General features: G+C 44.9%; 12 protein-coding genes. 5 read left to right on the forward strand and 7 right to left on the reverse strand.

All coding sequences use genetic code 11. The annotated features are described in order from the left end of the window. Positions 1-32 precede the first annotated feature (32 nt). The gene (locus tag H8K32_RS13460) at positions 33-3,197 is read left to right on the forward strand and encodes a CusA/CzcA family heavy metal efflux RND transporter (RefSeq protein ID WP_186913055.1); all 3,165 of its coding nucleotides are present in this window, start codon (positions 33-35) and stop codon (positions 3,195-3,197) included. Positions 3,198-3,278: 81 nt separating this feature from the next. Here H8K32_RS13460 and H8K32_RS13465 read toward each other — a convergent pair whose 3' ends face one another. From H8K32_RS13465 to H8K32_RS13485, 5 genes are all read right to left on the reverse strand, one after another. Beyond that, positions 3,279-4,319: an XdhC family protein gene (locus tag H8K32_RS13465; protein ID WP_186913056.1), complete on the reverse strand. Its 1,041-nt coding sequence runs from the start codon at positions 4,317-4,319 to the stop codon at positions 3,279-3,281. A 20-nt stretch (positions 4,320-4,339) separates the two neighbouring features. Continuing rightward, positions 4,340-6,580 carry a xanthine dehydrogenase family protein molybdopterin-binding subunit gene (locus H8K32_RS13470; RefSeq protein WP_186913057.1) on the reverse strand — a complete coding sequence of 747 codons (2,241 nt, stop codon included), beginning with the start codon at positions 6,578-6,580 and terminating at the stop codon, positions 4,340-4,342. A gap of 10 nt (positions 6,581-6,590) precedes the next feature. Beyond that, positions 6,591-7,064, reverse strand: coding sequence for a (2Fe-2S)-binding protein (locus H8K32_RS13475; RefSeq protein WP_186913058.1), 474 nt, complete (start codon positions 7,062-7,064; stop codon positions 6,591-6,593). A gap of 157 nt (positions 7,065-7,221) precedes the next feature. After that, positions 7,222-8,010: a hypothetical protein gene (locus tag H8K32_RS13480; RefSeq protein WP_186913059.1), complete on the reverse strand. Its 789-nt coding sequence runs from the start codon at positions 8,008-8,010 to the stop codon at positions 7,222-7,224. 84 nt (positions 8,011-8,094) lie between these two features. Beyond that, positions 8,095-8,472, reverse strand: a complete 378-nt coding sequence (locus H8K32_RS13485; RefSeq protein WP_186913060.1) for a hypothetical protein — start codon at positions 8,470-8,472, stop codon at positions 8,095-8,097. 1,071 nt (positions 8,473-9,543) lie between these two features. Here H8K32_RS13485 and H8K32_RS13490 point away from each other — a divergent pair. From H8K32_RS13490 to H8K32_RS13505, 4 genes are all read left to right on the forward strand, one after another. Continuing rightward, the gene (locus H8K32_RS13490) at positions 9,544-11,730 is read left to right on the forward strand and encodes a S9 family peptidase (RefSeq protein WP_186913061.1); all 2,187 of its coding nucleotides are present in this window, start codon (positions 9,544-9,546) and stop codon (positions 11,728-11,730) included. Positions 11,731-12,196: 466 nt separating this feature from the next. Next, positions 12,197-13,000 carry a substrate-binding periplasmic protein gene (locus H8K32_RS13495; protein WP_186913062.1) on the forward strand — a complete coding sequence of 268 codons (804 nt, stop codon included), beginning with the start codon at positions 12,197-12,199 and terminating at the stop codon, positions 12,998-13,000. Positions 13,001-13,141: 141 nt separating this feature from the next. Next, the gene (locus H8K32_RS13500) at positions 13,142-16,288 is read left to right on the forward strand and encodes a response regulator (RefSeq protein WP_222613108.1); all 3,147 of its coding nucleotides are present in this window, start codon (positions 13,142-13,144) and stop codon (positions 16,286-16,288) included. A 132-nt stretch (positions 16,289-16,420) separates the two neighbouring features. After that, positions 16,421-19,093, forward strand: a complete 2,673-nt coding sequence (locus tag H8K32_RS13505) for an EAL domain-containing protein (RefSeq protein ID WP_186913064.1) — start codon at positions 16,421-16,423, stop codon at positions 19,091-19,093. Between the two features lie 200 nt (positions 19,094-19,293). Here the strand turns inward: H8K32_RS13505 and H8K32_RS13510 are convergent, their stop codons facing one another. Beyond that, on the reverse strand, positions 19,294-19,878 hold the full coding sequence (locus tag H8K32_RS13510; RefSeq protein WP_186913065.1) for a UbiX family flavin prenyltransferase: 585 nt from the start codon (positions 19,876-19,878) through the stop codon (positions 19,294-19,296). A gap of 10 nt (positions 19,879-19,888) precedes the next feature. Further along, positions 19,889-20,200, reverse strand: coding sequence for a Grx4 family monothiol glutaredoxin (gene grxD / locus H8K32_RS13515; RefSeq protein WP_186913066.1), 312 nt, complete (start codon positions 20,198-20,200; stop codon positions 19,889-19,891). Positions 20,201-20,490 lie beyond the last annotated feature (290 nt).

Below are 20,490 nucleotides of genomic sequence, written 5' to 3' on the forward strand. Positions count from 1 at the left end.
TTTACACAATCAAGCAAATCAAGGGGATCACTATGTTTGAACGAATCATTCGTCTCGCTATTGAACATCGATGGTTGGTCATGCTTGCGGTGTTTGCCATGGCAGCGATCGGGGTTTTTAATTATCAACGTTTGCCGATTGATGCAGTGCCTGACATCACCAACGTGCAGGTGCAAATTAATACGGCTGCATCCGGCTATTCGCCATTAGAAATCGAGCAAAGGGTAACGTTTCAGATTGAAACCGTGATGGCAGGCTTGCCACATCTGGAGCAGACACGTTCTTTGTCGCGTTATGGTTTGTCTCAGGTGACCGTCATTTTTAAAGATGGGACAGACATATATTTTGCACGTCAATTGGTCAACCAACGTATTCAGGAGGCCAAAGCAAATTTGCCACCCGACGTGCTGCCAATGATGGGGCCGATTTCGACCGGACTGGGTGAGATTTTTCTCTCGACCGTAGAAAGTGAGCCCGATGCAAAGAAAGCCGATGGAACACCTTACACATCAACCGACCTGCGCGAAATTCAGGACTGGATAATTAAGCCACGATTGAGGCAAGTTGATGGTGTTACTGAAATCAATACAATTGGTGGTTACGCAAAAGAGTATCACATCACACCAGACCCCATTAAATTGAGTTCTTATGGGTTGACGTTCAAAGATGTGGTGAATGCCATTGACCGTAACAATAGCAATATAGGCGCAGGGTATATCGAACGACGGGGAGAACAATTCCTGATCAGAGCCCCAGGTCAGGTGCGCAGTCTGGACGATATGCGTGACACGATAGTCAACAATGTTCAAGGCGTTCCGATTCGCGTTCGTGACATTGCAGAGGTCGCTATCGGACGCGAGTTACGCACCGGTGCCGCAACAGAAAATGGCCGCGAAGTTGTGTTAGGTACGGTGTTTATGTTGATCGGTGAAAATAGCCGGGCTGTCTCCGCAGCAGTGGCGAAACGCATGGTGGAAATTAATCGCTCACTCCCACCAGGTGTTAAAGCGGTGACGGTGTATGACCGCACTGTATTAGTTGATAAAGCCATTTATACCGTCAAGAAAAACCTGATCGAAGGTGCGATGCTGGTGGTTGCGATCTTGTTTCTGTTTCTGGGAAATATTCGTGCTGCTTTCATTACGGCGATGGTCATTCCTCTTTCCATGCTGTTCACCTTTAGTGGCATGGTCACTTATCAAGTGAGTGCCAATCTGATGAGTCTGGGTGCTTTAGACTTTGGCATCATTATCGATGGTGCTGTGGTGATCGTTGAAAATTGTGTGCGACGTCTGGTCCATGCACAGGATAGGTTGCAGCGGGAACTCACTCTGAATGAACGCTTTGATGAAGTGTTTGCAGCAGCAAAAGAAGCTCGGCGCCCGCTGATGTTTGGGCAGTTGATTATCATGGTCGTGTATTTGCCCATTTTTGCATTGACCGGTGTCGAAGGGAAAATGTTTCATCCAATGGCGTTTGCGGTGGTGACTGCATTGTTGGGTGCGATGCTGCTCTCAATCACTTTTGTCCCGGCTGCCGTTGCACTTTTTATCGGTCAGCGCGTTGCTGAAAAAGAAAATCGGCTGATGTTGATGGCAAAGAACATTTACGCCACACTGCTCAACAAGGTCATGCGGAATCGTTCTTTGGTACTCGTCAGTGCACTTGGCGTGATGCTCGCTGCGGGCATTCTTGTGACCCGCATGGGGAGTGAGTTTATTCCAAGTCTGAATGAAGGCGACATTGCGATGCAAGCCTTGAGGATTCCGGGTACCAGTCTGACCCAGTCATTGGACATGCAGAAAAAACTCGAAGCCGGGTTGAAAGAAAAATTTCCGGAAATTGATCGCTTGTTTGCACGAACAGGTACGGCAGAAATTGCATCCGACCCAATGCCGCCGAATATTTCTGATGCCTATATTATGCTCAAGCCAGAATCAAATTGGCCTGAACCTAAGAAAACACGGCCAGAACTCATCGCAGCAATTCAAACAGAAGCCGCGCGGTATGTCGGTAACGCCTATGAATTTTCACAACCGATACAGTTGCGTTTCAATGAGTTGATCTCGGGTGTGCGTAGCGACGTGGCAGTCAAAATTTATGGCGATAACATGGAGGTGTTGGCACAGACCGGGAAGAAAATCGCCAGCGTATTACAAAAAATTCCGGGAGCGATCGAAGTCAAGGGAGAGCAAACGGAAGGACTACCGATGTTGACCGTGAATATCGACAGAGCGAAGACGGCACGATATGGTTTGAATGTTGGTGACGTTCAGGATGTGTTGGCAACCGCCACAGGTGGACAAAAAGCTGGCATGATCTTTGAAGGTGATCGCCGCTTTGATATCCAGGTTCGCTTACCTGAGGTTTTGCGCAGTGATCTTGATGCTTTGAGACAGTTGCCGGTTCCTTTGCCGCCACAAGCTGGGATGCCTGTCAGCTTTATTCCACTCAGTGCGCTGGCGACACTTGATATCGCGCCAGGCCCTAATCAGGTCAGTCGTGAAAATGGCAAACGCTATCTGGTTGTTAGTGCCAATGTGCGTGATCGTGATATTGGTAGCTTCGTATCGGAGGCTCAACAAATAGTCGCAAAAGAGGTCAGCGTCCCCTCGGGTTACTGGACAAGTTGGGGTGGTACTTTTGCACAATTAGAGTCGGCGACGCAACGCTTACAAATCGTTGTTCCCATCGCGTTATTCATGGTGTTGACACTGCTCTTTGTGATGTTCAACAACATCAAAGATGGCTTGCTCGTTTTCACTGGTATTCCTTTTGCCCTGACCGGTGGTATCTTTGCCTTATCACTACGTGGGATACCGATGTCGATCTCGGCTGCCATTGGCTTTATTGCCTTATCCGGTGTCGCGGTCCTAAACGGCTTGGTACTGATTTCATATATCCGTTCATTAAGAGAACAGCATATGTCCTTAGACGAAGCCATTTCAACCGGTGCGCTGACGCGGTTACGTCCGGTACTCATGACAGCGCTGGTTGCCTCGCTGGGCTTTGTTCCCATGGCGCTTGCGACTGGCACTGGCGCTGAAGTGCAACGCCCGCTGGCAACGGTGGTGATAGGAGGGATTTTGTCTTCGACCTTCTTGACGTTGCTCGTGCTGCCTTTGTTGTACCGGTTGGTACATGCTAAAGACCATAAGGATGCGACAACTTCTGAGGAGCACATTGCGATGAGCTAGCATCGAAAAATAAGACTAATTTTCGCACGCTGTCCTGACTCTTCGGAGAGTCATACCAACGTGCGAGATTTTACCCGTGATTTAAATACCGCACTGAAAAGTCTCGATATGTTGCACATCTTCGTGTTGTAATTTTCCGGAGGCGACTTCGGTCGCCAGCGATTCGGGGATGCCGTTTTTAACAGCGACAATTTGCGCCATGATGGAGAGGGCAATTTCGGCAGGGGTCTTGCTGCCGATGTAGATACCTGCCGGACCGTGCAGGGCTTGCAAGCTATCGTCAGAAATATCGAAGTGGGTGCGTAGTCTTTCGCGTCGTTGTTCGCTGTTGCGGCGTGAGCCAATTGCGCCGACGTAAAACGCCTTGGATTGCAACGCATCGATTAATGCCAGATCATCCAGTTTGGGGTCATGCGATAGGGCGATGATGGCGGTGCGAGTATCAGGTTTGAGTTGCAGTATCAGATCATCCGGCATTTCTGCGCTGACAGTGATACCGCTTAATTGCCAACTGGCGCGGTATTCTTCACGCGGGTCGCAGACGATCACTTCGAAGCCTAAGCTCAGTGCAAATTGACACAAAAAACGCGACAAATCACTCGCGCCGATAACGATCAGACGCACTTGTGGACCAAAATACGTCATAAGTTGATGCTCATCGAGTATCGGGACACCACCACGCGTACTGGCTTGCAATTGCGTGTACCCATTTCGTAAGTCCAGCCTGCGTTCGACATTACGACGTCGCTCACAGGCGGATAATAATTGATCCAACTGACTAAGTTCAGAAACAGGTTCCAGCACTAACTCTATCGTACCGCCACAAGGCAGACCAAAACGATGTGCCTGATCCGCAGAGATGCCATAGCGTTGTACGACTGGCAGGCCGTCTTTACATACAGCCTGCACACCTTCTTCTTTAATCCGGCTAATCAGATCATCCTCGATACATCCGCCAGAGATCGAGCCCACCGTTTCGCCACGATGATTGACGGCAAGCAGTGAGCCCGGCGGACGAGGTGACGATCCCCAGGTACGGGCTACCGTCACTAATATCACCGACTGCCCGTGCTGATGCCAGTTCAGGGCAGTACGTAAAACGATGGTATCGAGATCTTCCATTTCTTCCGTTTAGCTGATGTTCAACTTAGTTTAAAAGGCAATTGACGAATTGGTTTACCAGTCAGCTTAGCGATCGCATTGGCGAATGCCGGTGCCAATGGTGGTAAGCCAGGTTCGCCCATACCAGTGGGGGCGTCGCCGCTGGCAACGGTGTACACCGCAATATCTGGCATATCTGTGATGCGCGGCACCACGTAATCGCTGAAATTGCTTTGCTCAACCACGCCATCCTTAAACGTAATTGCTGCCCCTGGTAAGCACATCGACAAGCCCATCAAGGCCGCGCCTTGCACCTGTGCTTCTATCGTACGCGGGTTGACGACCAGATTGCAGTGCACGGCTGCCGTTGCCTTATGCAGGACAGGATGTCCATTCTTGACGGATGCCTCAACCACATACGCAACGACAGTATTGAAGGACTCGTGAACTGCCACGCCCCAGGCTTGGCCCTTAGGTAATTTCTTTTTACCATAGCCACTTTTTTCTACCGCTAATTCGAGTGCGGCGCGGTGACGCAGGTGTTTGTCGCCGTAGGATTCGAGGCGGTAGGCCACCGGATCTTTTTTGTTGGCGTGAGCAACTTCATCGACCAGGGTTTCCATCACAAAAGCCGTGTGCGTGGAACCAACGCTGCGCCACCAAAGTACAGGCACATTCAGTTTAGGATGATGGACAGTTAACCGCATAGGAATATCATACGGTTCACGCATACCTTCGACGCCGGTGCTATCAATGCCATTCTTGATCATGAAGCCTTCAAATGGCGTACCCGCGGTGATGGATTGACCAACGATGACGTGATCCCAGGCTAAGACCTTGCCGTGCGCGTCGAGACCGATACGAGCCTTGTGCAGTTGTGCCGGACGGTAGTAACCGCCGCGAATATCATCTTCGCGACTCCACATGGTGCGCACTGGCACATCCAAACCTGCAGATTTGGCTGCCTTCGCAATGGAGCAGGCTTCAAAAACATAGTCGCTGGTGGCAATCGCGCGACGACCAAAACCGCCACCTGCCATTTGCACATGGACTTTGACTTGTTCAGGCTTTAAACCCAATACACGCGCCGCCATCATGCCATCGAGCCCAGGCATCTGACTGCCGACCCATATCTCAGCCAGATCGCTATTGAAACGCACGGTACAATTCAATGGTTCCATTGGTGCATGAGCGAGGTAAGGGAAGGTAAATTCGGCGTCTATCTTTTTGGCGGCAGAATTCATCGGTGCCATATCGGCTTCAAAGTAACGGTTGCCCGGCTGTTTTGCGAGCTCGCGATACTGTATCAGCTGTTTTGCGCTGTCGACTTTTTCAACGCCATTGGTATCCCATGTTATTTTAAGAGCATCCCGCCCTTGTTTCGCAGGCCAGTAGCCATCGGCAATGATGGCTACGCCTTCTGCACCACGATCTAGCGGCACACGCAGTACTGCTTTGACGCCTTGAATTGCTTTTGCCGCTGCATCATCCAGCGTCGCGATTTTGGCGCCGAATACAGGAGGACGCAAAACCACCGCCGTCAATTGGCCAGGCAAATGCATATCGATGCCATAGCTTTGTTGACCACTGCTTTTTGCCACCGCATCTAAGCGCGTCGTTGCGTGACCGATAATGCGGAAATCCTTAGGATTTTTCAGTACTACGGTTTCTGGTACAGCTTGCCTCATCGCTGCTTCTGCCAGTTCACCATAGCCGAGTTTGCGACCATCTGGTGCAATGACTTCACCGTTCGCAGTACGTAATTGTGCTACATCCACGTTCCAGCGCGTTGCTGCTGCTGAGATGAGCATGGCACGCGCACGTGCACCGAGTTCACGGTATTGCGTAAAACTGTTTTTGATCGAACTGGATCCACCAGTCAGATGCATGCCCATGCTCGGGTCTACATAGGCGCCGTCATTCGTGCCGTGACGGCTCTTTACTTTAGACCAGTCGGCGTCCAGTTCCTCCGCCAATATCATTGGCAGAGCAGTTTGCACGCCCTGACCAAAATCGAGGCGATTAATGGTGATCGTTACTTCACCATTGGCAGCGATTTCTACAAACGCAGAAGGCAGTTGCGTTGGGCCTAGTGGTTTAGTCGCCTCAGTCGCATTTTTTGCTAGCACTAAGCCAGGAAAAGCACCGAGGGCAAAACCGCTAATACCGGCAAGTTTCAAAAAGCTACGACGTGATGGTGCACTTGGCACATTGTTGTTATCGCGATCGAGAATGTGTTGTAGTGCGCGTGGGAGTTCGCTGTAATTGATATTTGGTAGCATGGTTTTGTCCTCAGATGATGGCTTTAGCAGCGTCTGCAACCGCCGCACGAATGCGTGCGTAGGTTCCACAGCGGCAGATATTGCCCGCCATTGCTGAATCAATTTCAGCGATACTAGGCTGTTTGCCGTGTGGCAGCGATTTTAAGAATGCAGTGGCACTCATAATCTGCCCGCTCTGACAATAACCACATTGAGCCACATCGTGTTTCACCCACGCTGCATGTACCGCATTGCCAACTTTGTCTTCGCCACCAGTCGTTGCTTCTATCGTGGTTATTTTTTTACCTTGCGCTGCAGAAACAGGCGTCACACAAGAACGGATGGCTTGACCATCCAGATGTACGGTACAGGCGCCACATAATGCAGCACCGCAACCAAACTTGGTGCCAGTCAACCCAAGCGAGTCGCGTAGCGTCCATAGAATTGGTGTATCAGGTGAGACATCAACGTCGGTATTTTTGCCATTGATATTGGTACTGATCATGAAAACCTCCAGGTGGGAACGGGAAAGAATAAATCCAAGCTGTGAGATGATAGTACTAATTTCGAAAATGTGTGCTGGATACTTTTAATAAAGAAATCATCCCCTACAACGCTGAAAAATACTTCTTGGAAGTAACATTATTTAGTGAAGATAAGTCCTAATTGATAGAAATTGCCTGTATCCATTGATGATTGACCCAACCCATGTGCCCGTCGACATGTACCGCTATCCAGCTACCGCGTACTGTTTGAGGTAGTCCAGCCACGAGCTGGCCTAATTGTAATTTTTTTAGAAGTTGGGCGTTGATTTCTGGTGCTGAACGCATCGCGAGGTCGTTCAACATTACACGATATAGTGAGCAACTTGACATTGCGTCAGCTGCTTCAGTTGTCGCTTGCGAAGAAATACTTCTACTTTTTTTTAGTGTGTTAAGTGGTTTTTCAGGCGGTTTGAATTTTTGTTTGGCTTCGTCGGCTTTTTCGTTTGTTTTAAAGGCTGCGATTGTGTTGAATCGTGTCTGTGGCGTATAGGTGACGACACCCTCAGCTAATACCCAGCCTTTGATGCTATCTGAAACGACATTCGTCCACGAGATGTTGTCTGTGAATTGTGGTTCCTCTGCCCCTTCTTTTACGACTGTGTTGTAAGGAAGTTCCAGTAATGCATATCCGTGATGATCTGGTGTATCGCGCATCACCAGGTTGTCAAAAATTACTTTTAGCGTAGAGCTATTTTCAGTTGATTGTTGCCAGGTTTTTGTTGTTAATGGTGAACGCAGGTGTTCCGTCTTGCATGGATATATCTCTATCTCCGTAGTTGCAATAACGTCTCTTTTCTTATTAGATGAATTAAAAGTCACGATGTCCTCTGGCTGCATGTCCGACATGGAAAAGCCACTAGTCGCTTTAGCAAAAAAAAGCTGTTTTATTATTAAAATTCGTTGCACTGCAACGAAGGCCTAGGCCTTCTTGTGTGAACTTGCTTACGCTATATTTGAACCGCAGAAATGAAACAGCGATGCAATTCCTTGCTAAGTAACAAGGTCAGGAACATGGAGGAGAAATGGCAGGAATAAGAAACCCAAGACGATAAAATTTTTATCTGTGTGACCTTTGCTTTTGATCGCATTTGGACGAGTTGTGCAGGCCAGCTCTGTAGAATCTCTGAAATTAAGGGCGTTATCCTGTATCTGTGATCGACATTGATAATTGCCCTGAGTATAGGTTTCCCCATCCCGACTATGTTGCATTTGTGTGGCTATTTCAATCAAACGTTCGCTGTTGGTCCGTGAATACACCGAATCCAGTGACCAAATTGCGATGGATGCTGCGCATATGGCTAGTGCCTTTTCATTTTTAAGAAGGCACAGCAAAAAGTTTTTTAAGAACAGAAATGCCTTCAAATTCATATGTTTGTCTCCATTCGTGAACTCATCAACGCAGCGACTTGCTATATTTTTTGTTTAGCCGCAAACGTTTGCTATTTCGAATGAGTCTGCTTTTCTTTTTTGATTGGTCCATGACCAGCTCAATATTGCAATTATTGTTGGCAGTGTTGCTTGTTAATAAAATGACTCGATAAATTCTACTGATCGATAAGTTTCTGGGAACACTTTAATGTAAGCAAATGTAATTTACAGATTGGACTTGTTGATGTGATCCGAAATGAATCTTTTTTCTATAGAAAAAAATCTGAGCGTATTTTTTGAAAATTTGTTTTTACTTTTTTCTTCAATTAATAGCGTCATCCGTTTTTGCAGAAAAATTTACGAAATTACTGCGGATTTACATACGCAGAAATTATCAATTTCTCTTCAAATAGTTAGTTTATTTTTTTGATGTAGTAAAACTAAGTGGTATTAATTGATTTGCGACAAATGTTTTTTATTTGGTGCTCAATATTATTGATAAATCGAACTATTTTTTTAAATTAATACATCAGTATAGATATGTGGTATTTCATGAAATTGAAAACATTGTTTCATTTTATGTAAACAAAAATTCCTAATAAATTCCTAGTGGAAATCATTTTTTAAATTGAATTCAGTGATTTTGAAATGAATTGTTACAAAGTGAGGCAACTTTATTAATGTGTTGTTTTCATTCACATCGATAGTAGAGGTAAATTTCACAAAAGATAATGTAATGAATGATTTGAGAACATATTAGTTGGGTAAGCTTTTATTTTAATTTTATTGAAATATTAATATGTATATTTTGTTACATAATGACATTTAATATTGAATTATGTGATGTAAGAAAAATGCGTGAAATTCAATACGCATTAAAGCTTGTTTTGCTCGCTTCTGGGCGCTCCTTACCCTCTGCTTCTCGCAGATTTTTGTTTGATTTATGTCTGAAAGAAATTGCACTCTTAAACGACAAAATTGCGAACTCCTTCGCTCTTCTTTGGTCATAATGCTGGCTAAGAGCTGTTTAGCGTGGCATTTCTAATTCAAAATAAAATTTCAGGGGGATGAATGGATAAGCGATGGGGTTGGTGCGTTTTACCGATGCTGTTTTTTAGCGTAGGTCAAGTTATGGCGAGTGATGGGCAATTGAGTTTAGAGACGCTATACCATCCGCTAAAAAAAGAGAAGTTCACAACAGCACCACTCACGCGTTTATCCTGGGACGTGCAAAATCGCTTGATTGAGACGCAAATCCAAGAAGGAAATGTGAAGCTATTTGTAGTTGATCCTAAGACTTGGGGGAAGCAAGAATTAAAAGCCGACACCCAAGTGATGAGTGTTTTGAAAAAAGCGGGAATTACTGACAAAGAGGCGCTCACTCTGGCAGAACAATTGGGACCGCAAATAAAACCGGAAGTCACCTCCTACCTGTTTACCTACAAAAATGATTTATGGTTGCTCGATTTAAGAAACACCAAAGCGCGTGAGTTGACCCATTCTCCTGAAGTGAGCAAAGATGAGGCAATTCTTTCACCCGATGCTAAATCGGTCGCGTATCTGAAGGGAAATGATCTCTATATCACCGACATTGCCAGTGCAACAGAAAAGCGTCTGACCACAGGAGGTAGCGATACCAATTTGAATGGACGGCTAGACTGGGTGTACATGGAAGAAATTTATGGTCGTGGCGTCTTGCGGGCGTTCTGGTGGTCACCAGATTCGAGCAAATTGGCTTTACTCAATTTTGACGAGAGTAGAGTTCCGGTCTATACGCTCAGTGGCGACCACTTGCAACCAGCACAAACAACCCGCACACATTACCCAAAAGCAGGTGATCCAAACCCGATAGTTAAGCTGGGTGTGGTTGACTTGAATGGCAAGCTGACATGGTCAGAGAACCCTTATCAAGGTAAAGAAACGCTGATCGTACAAGTGGGTTGGACACCAGATGGTCGTCTGCTTTCTGCGTGGCAGGATAGGGTGCAGACTTGGTTAGATTTACGTTTGTATGACCAATCTATGCAGCAAAGTAAAGTCATCGTGCATGAGAGCAGCCCCGCATGGACTGAGCGATTGCCGTTCCCGGTATTTTTGAAAGATGGTGGTTTTGTCTGGGAATCAGACCGCACTGGACACCGCCACTTTTATCGCTATGACAAAGATTATCAATTGCAGGGAGTGATCACTAAAGGCAATTGGGAGGTGCGCACAGCTTATGGTATCGATGAACAGCATGGCAGAATTTTGTTCTCCGCCGATGAACGCAATCCCATAGGCAATGACGTCTATTCAGTCAATTTAGACGGCAGCGATTTACGTCGTCTGACTACCGAATCCGGTACACACGCAGTGCGTTGGAATAAGAATTTCACCCAATTCTTAGATAGCTGGAGCAGCATCAAGCAAACGCCAAAGCAAGCTTTGTTCGATGATGCAGGAACGCAATTGAAGCTGGTTGATGATGTCGGTATGCCAGCAACGATGAAGGCCTTGCATTTAGCGACGGTCAAGCAACAGCAGATCATGTCGCGTGATGGTTTTCCTCTGGAAAGCCTGCTGTATTTGCCGCCAGATTTTGATGCAAAGAAAAAATATCCGGTCTATCAGCATTTATATGCAGGGCCTATGGCGCCGACAGTAGTGGATCGCTGGAGTAATGACTTGTACTTCCACTTTTTAGCGCAACAAGGTTATGTTGTGTGGATACTCGATAACCGTAGTGCCAGTAATAAAGGGATGGCAAGCGCTTGGCCTATCCATAAAAAGTTAGGTCAATTGGAATTGCAAGATCAACTTGATGGCCTGGCATGGCTACGTCAGCAGGGCTGGGCCGATATGGACAGAATCTCGCTCGATGGCTGGAGCTATGGCGGTTATTTTACGTCATATGCGTTGACGCATAGCGATGCCTGGAAAGTCGGTTTCGTCGGTGCCCCCGTGACCGATTGGCGTTTATATGATAGCGTCTATACCGAACGCTACATGGGCTTGCCGCAGGACAATCCAGAAGGCTACGACAATAGCAGCGTACAAAAAGCCGCTAAAAATCTACATGGAAAAATTTTGTTGATGCATGGCACGATGGACGATAATGTACATCCACAAAATACCATTATGCTGATCAATGAATTGATTAAAAATGGTAAAGACTACAGCCTGCAATTGTACCCAGGCCAGGCTCACGGACCACGCGGAGATTGGATGATCTGGTCATTACAAAAAAATAAATGGGAATTTTTGAAGAATAATCTTTAAAAAAATGGGGGCGAATAAAGGTTCCCTGGTTTTATGGAGCAAATAAAAACATTACAATTACCTGGCGAAGACTTCTCTCAGGTTCAGAATCAGTGTCTAAATTATCGATGTGCTTGATTGCACAATGCTTCTGGCTTTATCCCACCTACATCATTTTGAACTCACGATATTCGTTTTTTGACATAGAGGTTCGTCTTGATTTTATGCAAGACTTACAACAATATAAAAAATTCCCGGAAGCAATTGCCTTGTTTTGCGACAGTTTGCATGTAAGTTTTACAAATTGTTAAAAAAAGAGTATTCCCACTTTAAATTGGGCATCTTTCGCTAAACATGCCTATTATATATTTTGTAAATTCAATCAAGATTACGCATTGTTAATGCGTATCGGATCATTTCCGCTGAAGTTAATTCGAGCGTAAGCAACTAGATTTCGCGATTCAGACATTTTTCTCGGGAGAGTTTTATGTGCGATTTATCTTTGATACGTAAATGTTTTTCATTTGTTTATCACCTTGTTTTAAAAACTCCAATCAAAGTTGTCGTGACGATTTTTGCATTAGCGCTTCCGACAATAGCTCTATCAGAATCCAGCGTGCCTTCACGGGGAAGCGAAATGGTATTTGGATTCGCGGAATATCCTCCTGTTGGGATTACAAACGCCCAAGGTAATCCAGATGGCTATTTGTTTAGACTAGCAGAGGCTGCAATTAAGAAGCTAGGTTACCAACCGCGCCTACGAATTTTACCAACCACGCGCATTGAAGAATCCCTGAAAGATGGATCTGTGAATTTCACGATATTAGGTAACAGTCCAAAGCGTGAGGCATTTTGTGCGGTGGGGAAGTTACCAATTTTTGTCGATGAATTGCGCGCTATACACTTGAGTAGTGTCCCAAACATTAAGAACGTACAAGATTTGGCTGGCAAACGTATCATTCGAATGGCTGGCTATGGCTATGGTGGTGTATTAGATTTTCTTTCAAATAAAGAGACAAAAACCACAGTAGAAGAAGCATCCACTCGCGAGGCAGGTCTTGAGATGATGTTGAACGGGCGCGCTGACTATTTCATGGACTATGCTGGTCCCGTTGCTGGTGCACTTAGTCAACTCAACAATCCGAATATTCGTGCTGAAACGGTTTATAAATTGGATTTCGTTGTTCTTGGAGCGCCAAAAAATGCCGAAGGCCAGAAGATGGTAGAGCAAATTGAGAAAACACTTAAAGAATTGCAAACTTTGCCGCAATTTAAGATGCCAAAAATGTAGAAAATATCTCAAAAAATTAAATATTCTTTCATTAATATGTCTGCGCTTATCGATAAAGATCGGTTGAGTAAACGTCTGATTGTGCAGATCATTCTGTTTAGCTCAATGCTAACGTTGGTGATAACGGTAATTCAGTTAAGTATGGACTATCGACAGCAACGTTCAGACTTATATCAGACGCTTGAGGAGGTCGCTGCATATGTACCCAGCGCTACTGACAGTGTGTGGCATTACGATAAGAAGCAAATCGAATTAGGTCTGCAGGCGATGGATCAACTGCCTGGTATCGAGCTCGCCCGAATAGTGACGACGAATGGTAAGAGCTGGGAGCACGGTGAGCGCGTATCTTCACATGTTGTTGAACGTACGTTTGCTCTGCAGCATGAAAGCGAAGGTGGCGAAAAAGAGACGATTGCCAATTTGTACGTTACCGCAAGTATTGATTTGATATACCAGCGTATCGCGGAAAAAGCTATCTCAATATTGGTGAGTAATGCTGTAAAGACTTTTTTGGTCGCTTTGTTCATGATGTATGTTATGCGCCGATTGGTTACCCGGCGGGTGCAACTTCTGGCAGAAAAAGTACATGGTTTGAATTTTTTGACCCAGACAGAATCATCAGAAAAATTAGATTCTGCACCCCATCTCTATCGCATTGAGGGGGATGAAATAGACCTCGTTGATCATGTTCTGGATGACGTTTTTTTGCGTTTACGCCTTGCCATCGAAGAATTGAAAAATGAAGTAAATACGCGACAATTAGCAGAAAAAGAATTACTGCAAACACAGCAAAATCTGGAACACCTTGTCAAAGAACGCACTTTAGAATTAGAAGCTGAACGGGCGAATTTGAATACCAGCTTAAGTGAGATAGATTTGGTTCTCAATAATGCTTCGATTGGTATTTGTAATATTGACGGCGATAAAGATGACAGGTATATCCGGCGACCGAATGTTGCATTCGAAAGAATGCTTGGTTACGCACCCGGGCAGCTTGAAGGTCAAAATACACGCTTAATACACGTCAATGATACGGAACATCAAAAATTAAGAGAAGCACAGCAAGTCATTGCTACCGGTAACACCTTTAGAGCGGAAGGACTTCTGAAGTGTAAAGATGGTACGGTTGTTGAGGTGGCGCATACAGCATTGGCGGTCGATATCAACGACTATTCCAAAGGTGCTATGTGGCTCGTGGAGGACATTACACTGCAGCGCCAGGCTGCACGTGAAATGCTGCATGCTAAAGAGCTCGCTGAGTCTGCTAGTCAGGCAAAGAGTGGTTTTTTGGCCAACATGAGCCATGAAATTCGAACACCAATGAACGCCATTATTGGTTTATCAGGTCTGGCTTTGAGAAACGATATGCCAACGCGTATCGCCGATTATTTGCAAAAGATAAAGCAAAGCGGTGAGCACTTATTGGGAATTATTAACGACATACTAGATTTTTCTAAGATTGAAGCAGGGAAGCTCGATATAGAAACAGTCCCGTTTGGCATACATCAAGTAACCGACAACTTACTCAATTTACTCTCTTCAAAAGCGGAAGACAAAGGATTGGAGTTACTGCTGAAATTGGATCCACGCCTGCCTGCGGTGTTACTGGGAGATCCTTTGCGCATTGGACAAATACTCATCAACTATGTAAGTAACGCCATTAAGTTCACTGAGGCGGGCGAAGTGTGTATTGATATTTCCGTTGAAGAAAAAAGTGATGCTGACGCCTTATTGAAATTTCAAGTGATGGATACAGGTATTGGTCTGACCCAAGAGCAAATAGGACGCTTATTCAATAGCTTTGAGCAAGCGGATTCCAGCACAACACGTCGATATGGTGGAACTGGTTTAGGTTTGGCTATTAGCAAAAAATTAGCCGAAAGTATGAGGGGAACGGTAGGTGTTCAAAGTACAGAGGGAAAAGGAGCAAATTTTTGGTTTACTGCGCGCCTTGGCATAGGTTCAAATGAAACTTTCTTTACTACGTCCAAAGAGGAATTGCGCGGTAAGCGTGTTTTAGTGGTTGACGATAATGAAGCCGCAGCATTGGGTCTTTGCTCAATGTTATCTGGTATGGGCTTCAATGCAGAATACGTCCATTCCGGTAAGGAATGTATCGACCTCTTACAACAGACAAAAAACAGTGAAAAATCATTTGAATTTGTCATGATGGATTGGCGGATGCCCGACATGGATGGTTTGCAAACCATAGAAACCATTCAGAAAATGCATTTGAAAAGTTCCCCGTTTATTTTAATGGCAACAGCTCACAGATGTCAGGAGCTCGTGAGCGACGCGGAAGGTCTTGGCATTGAGCATGTACTACGTAAACCCGTAAGTGCATCGGAATTGGTTGACACCATGACTCAAATGTTGAGATATAACTATCCGCAACATGGGGCCAAGCAAACTTATATGAAGCCATCGACGCCAACACTCAACCTTGATTTGATTAAAGGTGCTCGTGTATTACTTGTCGAAGATAACGTCATCAATCAGGAAATTGCATGCGAATTATTGCATTCCGCCAGTATTGAGGTTGATGTCGCAGAAGATGGAAAAATAAGCATTGATCTGGTTCAGGCGAGGTTTTTTGAGGGGCAGCCCTACGACATCGTTTTAATGGATATGCAAATGCCAGTGATGGATGGTGTCGTTGCAACACGACATATTCGCCAATCGCATACGTCGGCCGATTTACCGATTGTTGCGATGACTGCTAATGCGATGAAAGTTGATCGTGACCGCTGTATGGATGCAGGTATGAATGCGTTTGTTACTAAGCCTATAGATCAGGATGAACTTTGGAGAACTTTGCTAACGTGGATAAAACCACGACCAGGGCTAGGTGTAATTCAACCGCAGGCAACCACAAATCGTGACGATGATGAAGATCAATCACATGTGTTACCTGTGGTAGCTCGAACAGAAATAGCCGGCTTGGATTTAAACATTGCACTTAAGCATATGATGGGTAAAACCACTCTGCTTGATAAAGTCTTGAAAAAATTTCTGGAATCGCAAGAAGACGAATTTGCGTTTATGCGGGACGCCTACGCTAAGGGAGATTTTAAAACTGCGCAACGGTTGGCACACTCGCTAAAAAGTAATGCAGCCAATTTTGGGGCTATTGAACTTCAACAAAGTGCTGAACGCTTAGAGCAACAGTTCAACGATATTGAATCGCCAGAATTATTGGAATCACAAATTTCCAATGTGGAATTACAACTGATGCAAATTATTTCTGCTCTACGAATATATTTTGATGAGAAAAATAAAACGCCATAGTTTAGTAGCATCGAAATGAATTTTATTGTAAATCGATTCAAATGCGATGATTTTTAATCGCTGATCTGCAACGCTCATTTCTAACGAACAAGCGCATACAACTGCATACGTTTTTTGGTGGGAGAAGGTTTCATGGTCCGATATTATTCAATCATAGTTCCGCTCATACTGATCTTTTTAGTTTTTGGTATTTCATTCGGGCACTTGCGCGATAGTCATGGCAAGTACGAAGAGCGTGCGATCCTGAACGCCCAAAATATGGGCATCATGATGGCGGAGGAGACGAGAGCTTACTTCCGTCCTATTGATGTCACCTTACTCGCAGCAGTCGATCAAATTCAATTAAATATCGGAAAGGAGAAGCTAGATAATTTATTTTTGGATAGGCAGCTCTACACGTTAGAAAGAAGGGTACCAGGACTGAATTTGCTCAAATATGCGGATGCAAGTGGAAATGTTCTATCGGGAGGAAATATTTCAATGAATGTCGCCAACACGGAATATTTCAAAGGACTGCAGTCGGGCGCTAATTTTAATATGGCAATTAGCGGTCCTCTTCGCGATCCGGATACAAACGAATGGTTCTTGGTTTGCGCCAGGCGTTACGTCCTTCCAGATGGGAAATTTGGTGGCGTGGTGTTTGCAACGTTAAAAACCGATCGAATAATTTCTCAATTATTCGGAAGCATGTTGCAGATAAGTAGTCGTGATATTTTGCTGATTCTCAATTCGGAATTTGCAACGCTAGGTGCTTTCTTCAATGGCCGTGAATCAAGGGAAATTATCGGTAAGAAGATGGCTTTCGATGATTTTGTGGGTTCGAAGAACCTAACTTCAAGCCCGAATGTGAAAATTACATACACCGTTTTTGATCAAAATAAGCGCTTTACTTATTTTAACCAAATTCCTAAGCTTCCCTTTTATGTTGTCGTTGGGTTGAATGCTGAAGATGTATTTTCTCCGTGGTGGAAGGAAGTAATTTTTATTTTTTTCATCGATTTATTACTGGCAGCATTAATCTCTTTTATATTCTTCTCGCACTATCGCTCTCACCGTAAAAAAATAAGCGAGCAAGAAAAATATCAGAACGACTTGCAGTATCAGGCAATGCATGACCCACTGACTAAACTGCCAAATCGCTTATTGTTGCTTGATCGCATAAACAGTGTCATTCAGCTCGCGTATCAAGATAAATTTAAGGTGGCGGTATTTTTCATTAATTTAGATAAATTTAAAACCATTAATGACAGCTTAGGCCGTGAATATGGCGATCAGGTATTACGCGAAATCGCATTACGTCTTAGCGACATCATACGAGACCCCGATATTATCGGTAGATTGGGAAGCGATGAGTTTCTTGCAGTTTGTCAGATCAAGCAAAATGATAATTCCAATTTGAATGCCCAGCGTGTCCTTGAATGTTTACGTACACCATTACAGTTGGGCGGCTCAACGCAGGTGTTGGGGGGGAGCGTTGGAATTTCTGTTTACCCGGAAGACGGCGACAACGCAGAGATATTATTGAAAAGTGCCGAGTTGGCGATGCATTGCGCAAAAAAAAGTGAGCAAAATAATAAAGTTCACTATTATTTGCGCGAAATGCAATCCGAGGCAGAGGATCGAATGCTTTTGGAAAAACGTTTACGTGAAGCAATTCCTAATAACGAGTTGGTTCTCTATTACCAACCACAGGTAGACCTGCGTAGTGGCACCTTGACGGGCTTCGAAGCGTTGATACGTTGGAACTCTCCGGTATATGGCTTATTGCCTCCTGGTCGTTTTATCCCAATTGCAGAAGAAACAGATATCATCAAAGCGATAGGATATTGGGTGCTGTACACCGCGTGCAAACAAATTCGTGATTGGCATGAGCTCGGTTATGAATGGCTATCAGTCGCAATTAATATGTCAGCAGCGGAATTCTGCAATGGTGAAACAGTTGTGTACATTGAAGATGCAATAAAAAAATATAATATTCCTGCGTTTTGCCTGGAGGTAGAGCTAACAGAAAGTTTGTCGCTGAACGATCCTGAAGCAAGCATAGAAACTATGCATAAGCTAAAAAAGCTCGGTGTTCGTTTAGCTATCGATGATTTTGGTGTGGGTTACTCCAATCTTGGCTATCTCAAATTATTTCCTGCTGACTGTTTAAAAATTGATCAGGTATTTACGAGGGGCTTATGCCACAACCCTGAAGATCGAGCAATTGTTAATACAGTGATTCAGCTAGCCCATAGCTTGTCAATGGTCGCTTTAGCGGAAGGAGCGGAAACAGAAAGTGAGGCCAGGCAGCTTTGCGCACTTGGTGCGGATCGCGTTCAAGGATATTGGATTGCAAGACCAGTACCGCCGGAAGATGTTATTCCCATGCTACAAAAAGCACGGATGTTTGATCCAAAATTATTAATGCCTACTAGCGAACGTCTCAAGGTGTTGGTGGTGGATGATAGCTCGACAATGCGAGAATTCTTAGTGGAAGGCTTGGCTGATTTAATACCGGTTGAGTTTTTATGTGCTGAAGATGCAAATGAAGCCATGTCGATCATACTGTCACATCAATTATTTGCAATCATTGCTGACAATTATTTGCCAGGTCAGTCAGGCGTAGAATTACTTGCTCAGGCGCGAAAAATTTCACCTGCTGTTCTCCGTATACTTATTACTGGTACACCCAATACACAACTGTTGCGGGAGGCTATTAATTTTGCCGGCGTTGAACATTTTTTAAGTAAGCCAGTTGATCTGGATCATTTGCTGGATATTTTAAAAAAGGCGATGTTGCGGGAAGTGTCGGTAGTCATTTAATTGATTCCACCATGTACAGTTTCGTATGAAGAATTTTTTTGCTGGTAGAAGGCGAATAGTACCAACTCAAAGTAACGTGTTCGCCTATAAGAATTTTGGAATTCAAACAGCAGACTTTTTTTTTAGGTGAGCGAGGACCGTTAATGGCTAGCGTTGTGGCCTGGAACAGCCAAAAAAATAGATTCGCCACCCTGCAGAAATTATTTCATCCCGTGCCAGCGCGGCGTGAGTTGATGCGGAACGGCGAACATATCAAGAACGCGACCAACGGTGTGATCGACCATCTCGGCAATCGATTGTGGGCGTTGGTAAAAACCAGGAAGCGGTGGGAAGATAATGCCGCCCATCTCTGTGACGGCGGTCATATTGCGTAAATGTGCAAGATTGAGCGGTGTCTCGCGCACCATTAAGACAAGGCGGCGGCGTTCTTTGAGCACCACATCAGCTGCACGAGTGATCAGATTGTCTGACATTCCATGTGCCACTGAAGCCAGGGTTTTCATCGAGCAGGGTGCAATGATCATTCCGTCTGACAAAAACGAGCCGCTGGCAATGCTGGCACCAACATCCCGCACGTTATGCACGACATCTGCCAGGGTTTCAACGTCTTTGCGTTTGAAATCCATTTCCTGATGCAAATTGAGGACACCAGCCTCAGAAATCATCAGATGGGTTTCTACTTCAGGCAAATCTCGCAATACTTCCAGCAGCCGCACGCCATAAACTGAGCCTGTCGCGCCAGTAATGGCGATGATCAGGCGTTTTGGCGTGGTAGACGGCTGCATGGTATTGATATTAATCTTTGAGCAAAGTCAGTAATTCGCCACTTTCGTACATTTCGTTCATGATGTCAGAACCACCGATGAACTCCCCTTTAACATACAACTGGGGAATAGTTGGCCAGTTAGAGAAGTCTTTGATACCTTGGCGTACTTCAGGGTCTTCCAGTACGTTGATAGTGACCAGATTTTGCACACCGCAGGTTTTCAGCAATTGCACCGCACGACCAGAAAAGCCGCATTGTGGAAATTGCGCAGTTCCCTTCATGAACAGTACAACAGGGTTTTGGGTTACGGTTTCTTTGATCCAGCTTTGAACGTCGCTCATGGCAATCTTCCTTATAAAACGAATTCCACCATTATAGTGGAAAGCCAAAAACGATGTGCTTAGCATCTACTATCGAATCTATAACTTGTTTATCAGTGACTTATTCGCAAATTACTTTCAAAAATAACCATAAAGCGATAGCAGACTTGAGAATTTATTGGATTTTTTCTAATCTTCCGTCTTTCCAAGTTTAGAACCAATGTTCATGTCGGCGTGGTGCCTACAACTTACTGTTGTATGTCTGGAGCATCATTTCATTGGGTATCGAACAATAAATCATGAAATCATGA

This window comes from Cognatundibacterium jejuense (genome assembly GCF_014284255.1).
In the GTDB taxonomy this organism is placed as follows: Bacteria; Pseudomonadota; Gammaproteobacteria; order Burkholderiales; family Burkholderiaceae_D; genus Undibacterium; species Undibacterium jejuense.

Coding starts and splice junctions, on each gene's coding strand:
- H8K32_RS13500 (WP_222613108.1), top strand. CDS start 13,142: ATGGACTATCGACAGCAACGTTCAGACTTATATCAGACGCTTGAGGAG.
- H8K32_RS13475 (WP_186913058.1), bottom strand. CDS start 7,064: ATGATCAGTACCAATATCAATGGCAAAAATACCGACGTTGATGTCTCA.
- H8K32_RS13490 (WP_186913061.1), top strand. CDS start 9,544: ATGGATAAGCGATGGGGTTGGTGCGTTTTACCGATGCTGTTTTTTAGC.
- H8K32_RS13460 (WP_186913055.1), top strand. CDS start 33: ATGTTTGAACGAATCATTCGTCTCGCTATTGAACATCGATGGTTGGTC.
- H8K32_RS13465 (WP_186913056.1), bottom strand. CDS start 4,319: ATGGAAGATCTCGATACCATCGTTTTACGTACTGCCCTGAACTGGCAT.
- H8K32_RS13495 (WP_186913062.1), top strand. CDS start 12,197: ATGTGCGATTTATCTTTGATACGTAAATGTTTTTCATTTGTTTATCAC.
- grxD (WP_186913066.1), bottom strand. CDS start 20,200: ATGAGCGACGTTCAAAGCTGGATCAAAGAAACCGTAACCCAAAACCCT.
- H8K32_RS13505 (WP_186913064.1), top strand. CDS start 16,421: ATGGTCCGATATTATTCAATCATAGTTCCGCTCATACTGATCTTTTTA.
- H8K32_RS13485 (WP_186913060.1), bottom strand. CDS start 8,472: ATGAATTTGAAGGCATTTCTGTTCTTAAAAAACTTTTTGCTGTGCCTT.
- H8K32_RS13510 (WP_186913065.1), bottom strand. CDS start 19,878: ATGCAGCCGTCTACCACGCCAAAACGCCTGATCATCGCCATTACTGGC.
- H8K32_RS13470 (WP_186913057.1), bottom strand. CDS start 6,580: ATGCTACCAAATATCAATTACAGCGAACTCCCACGCGCACTACAACAC.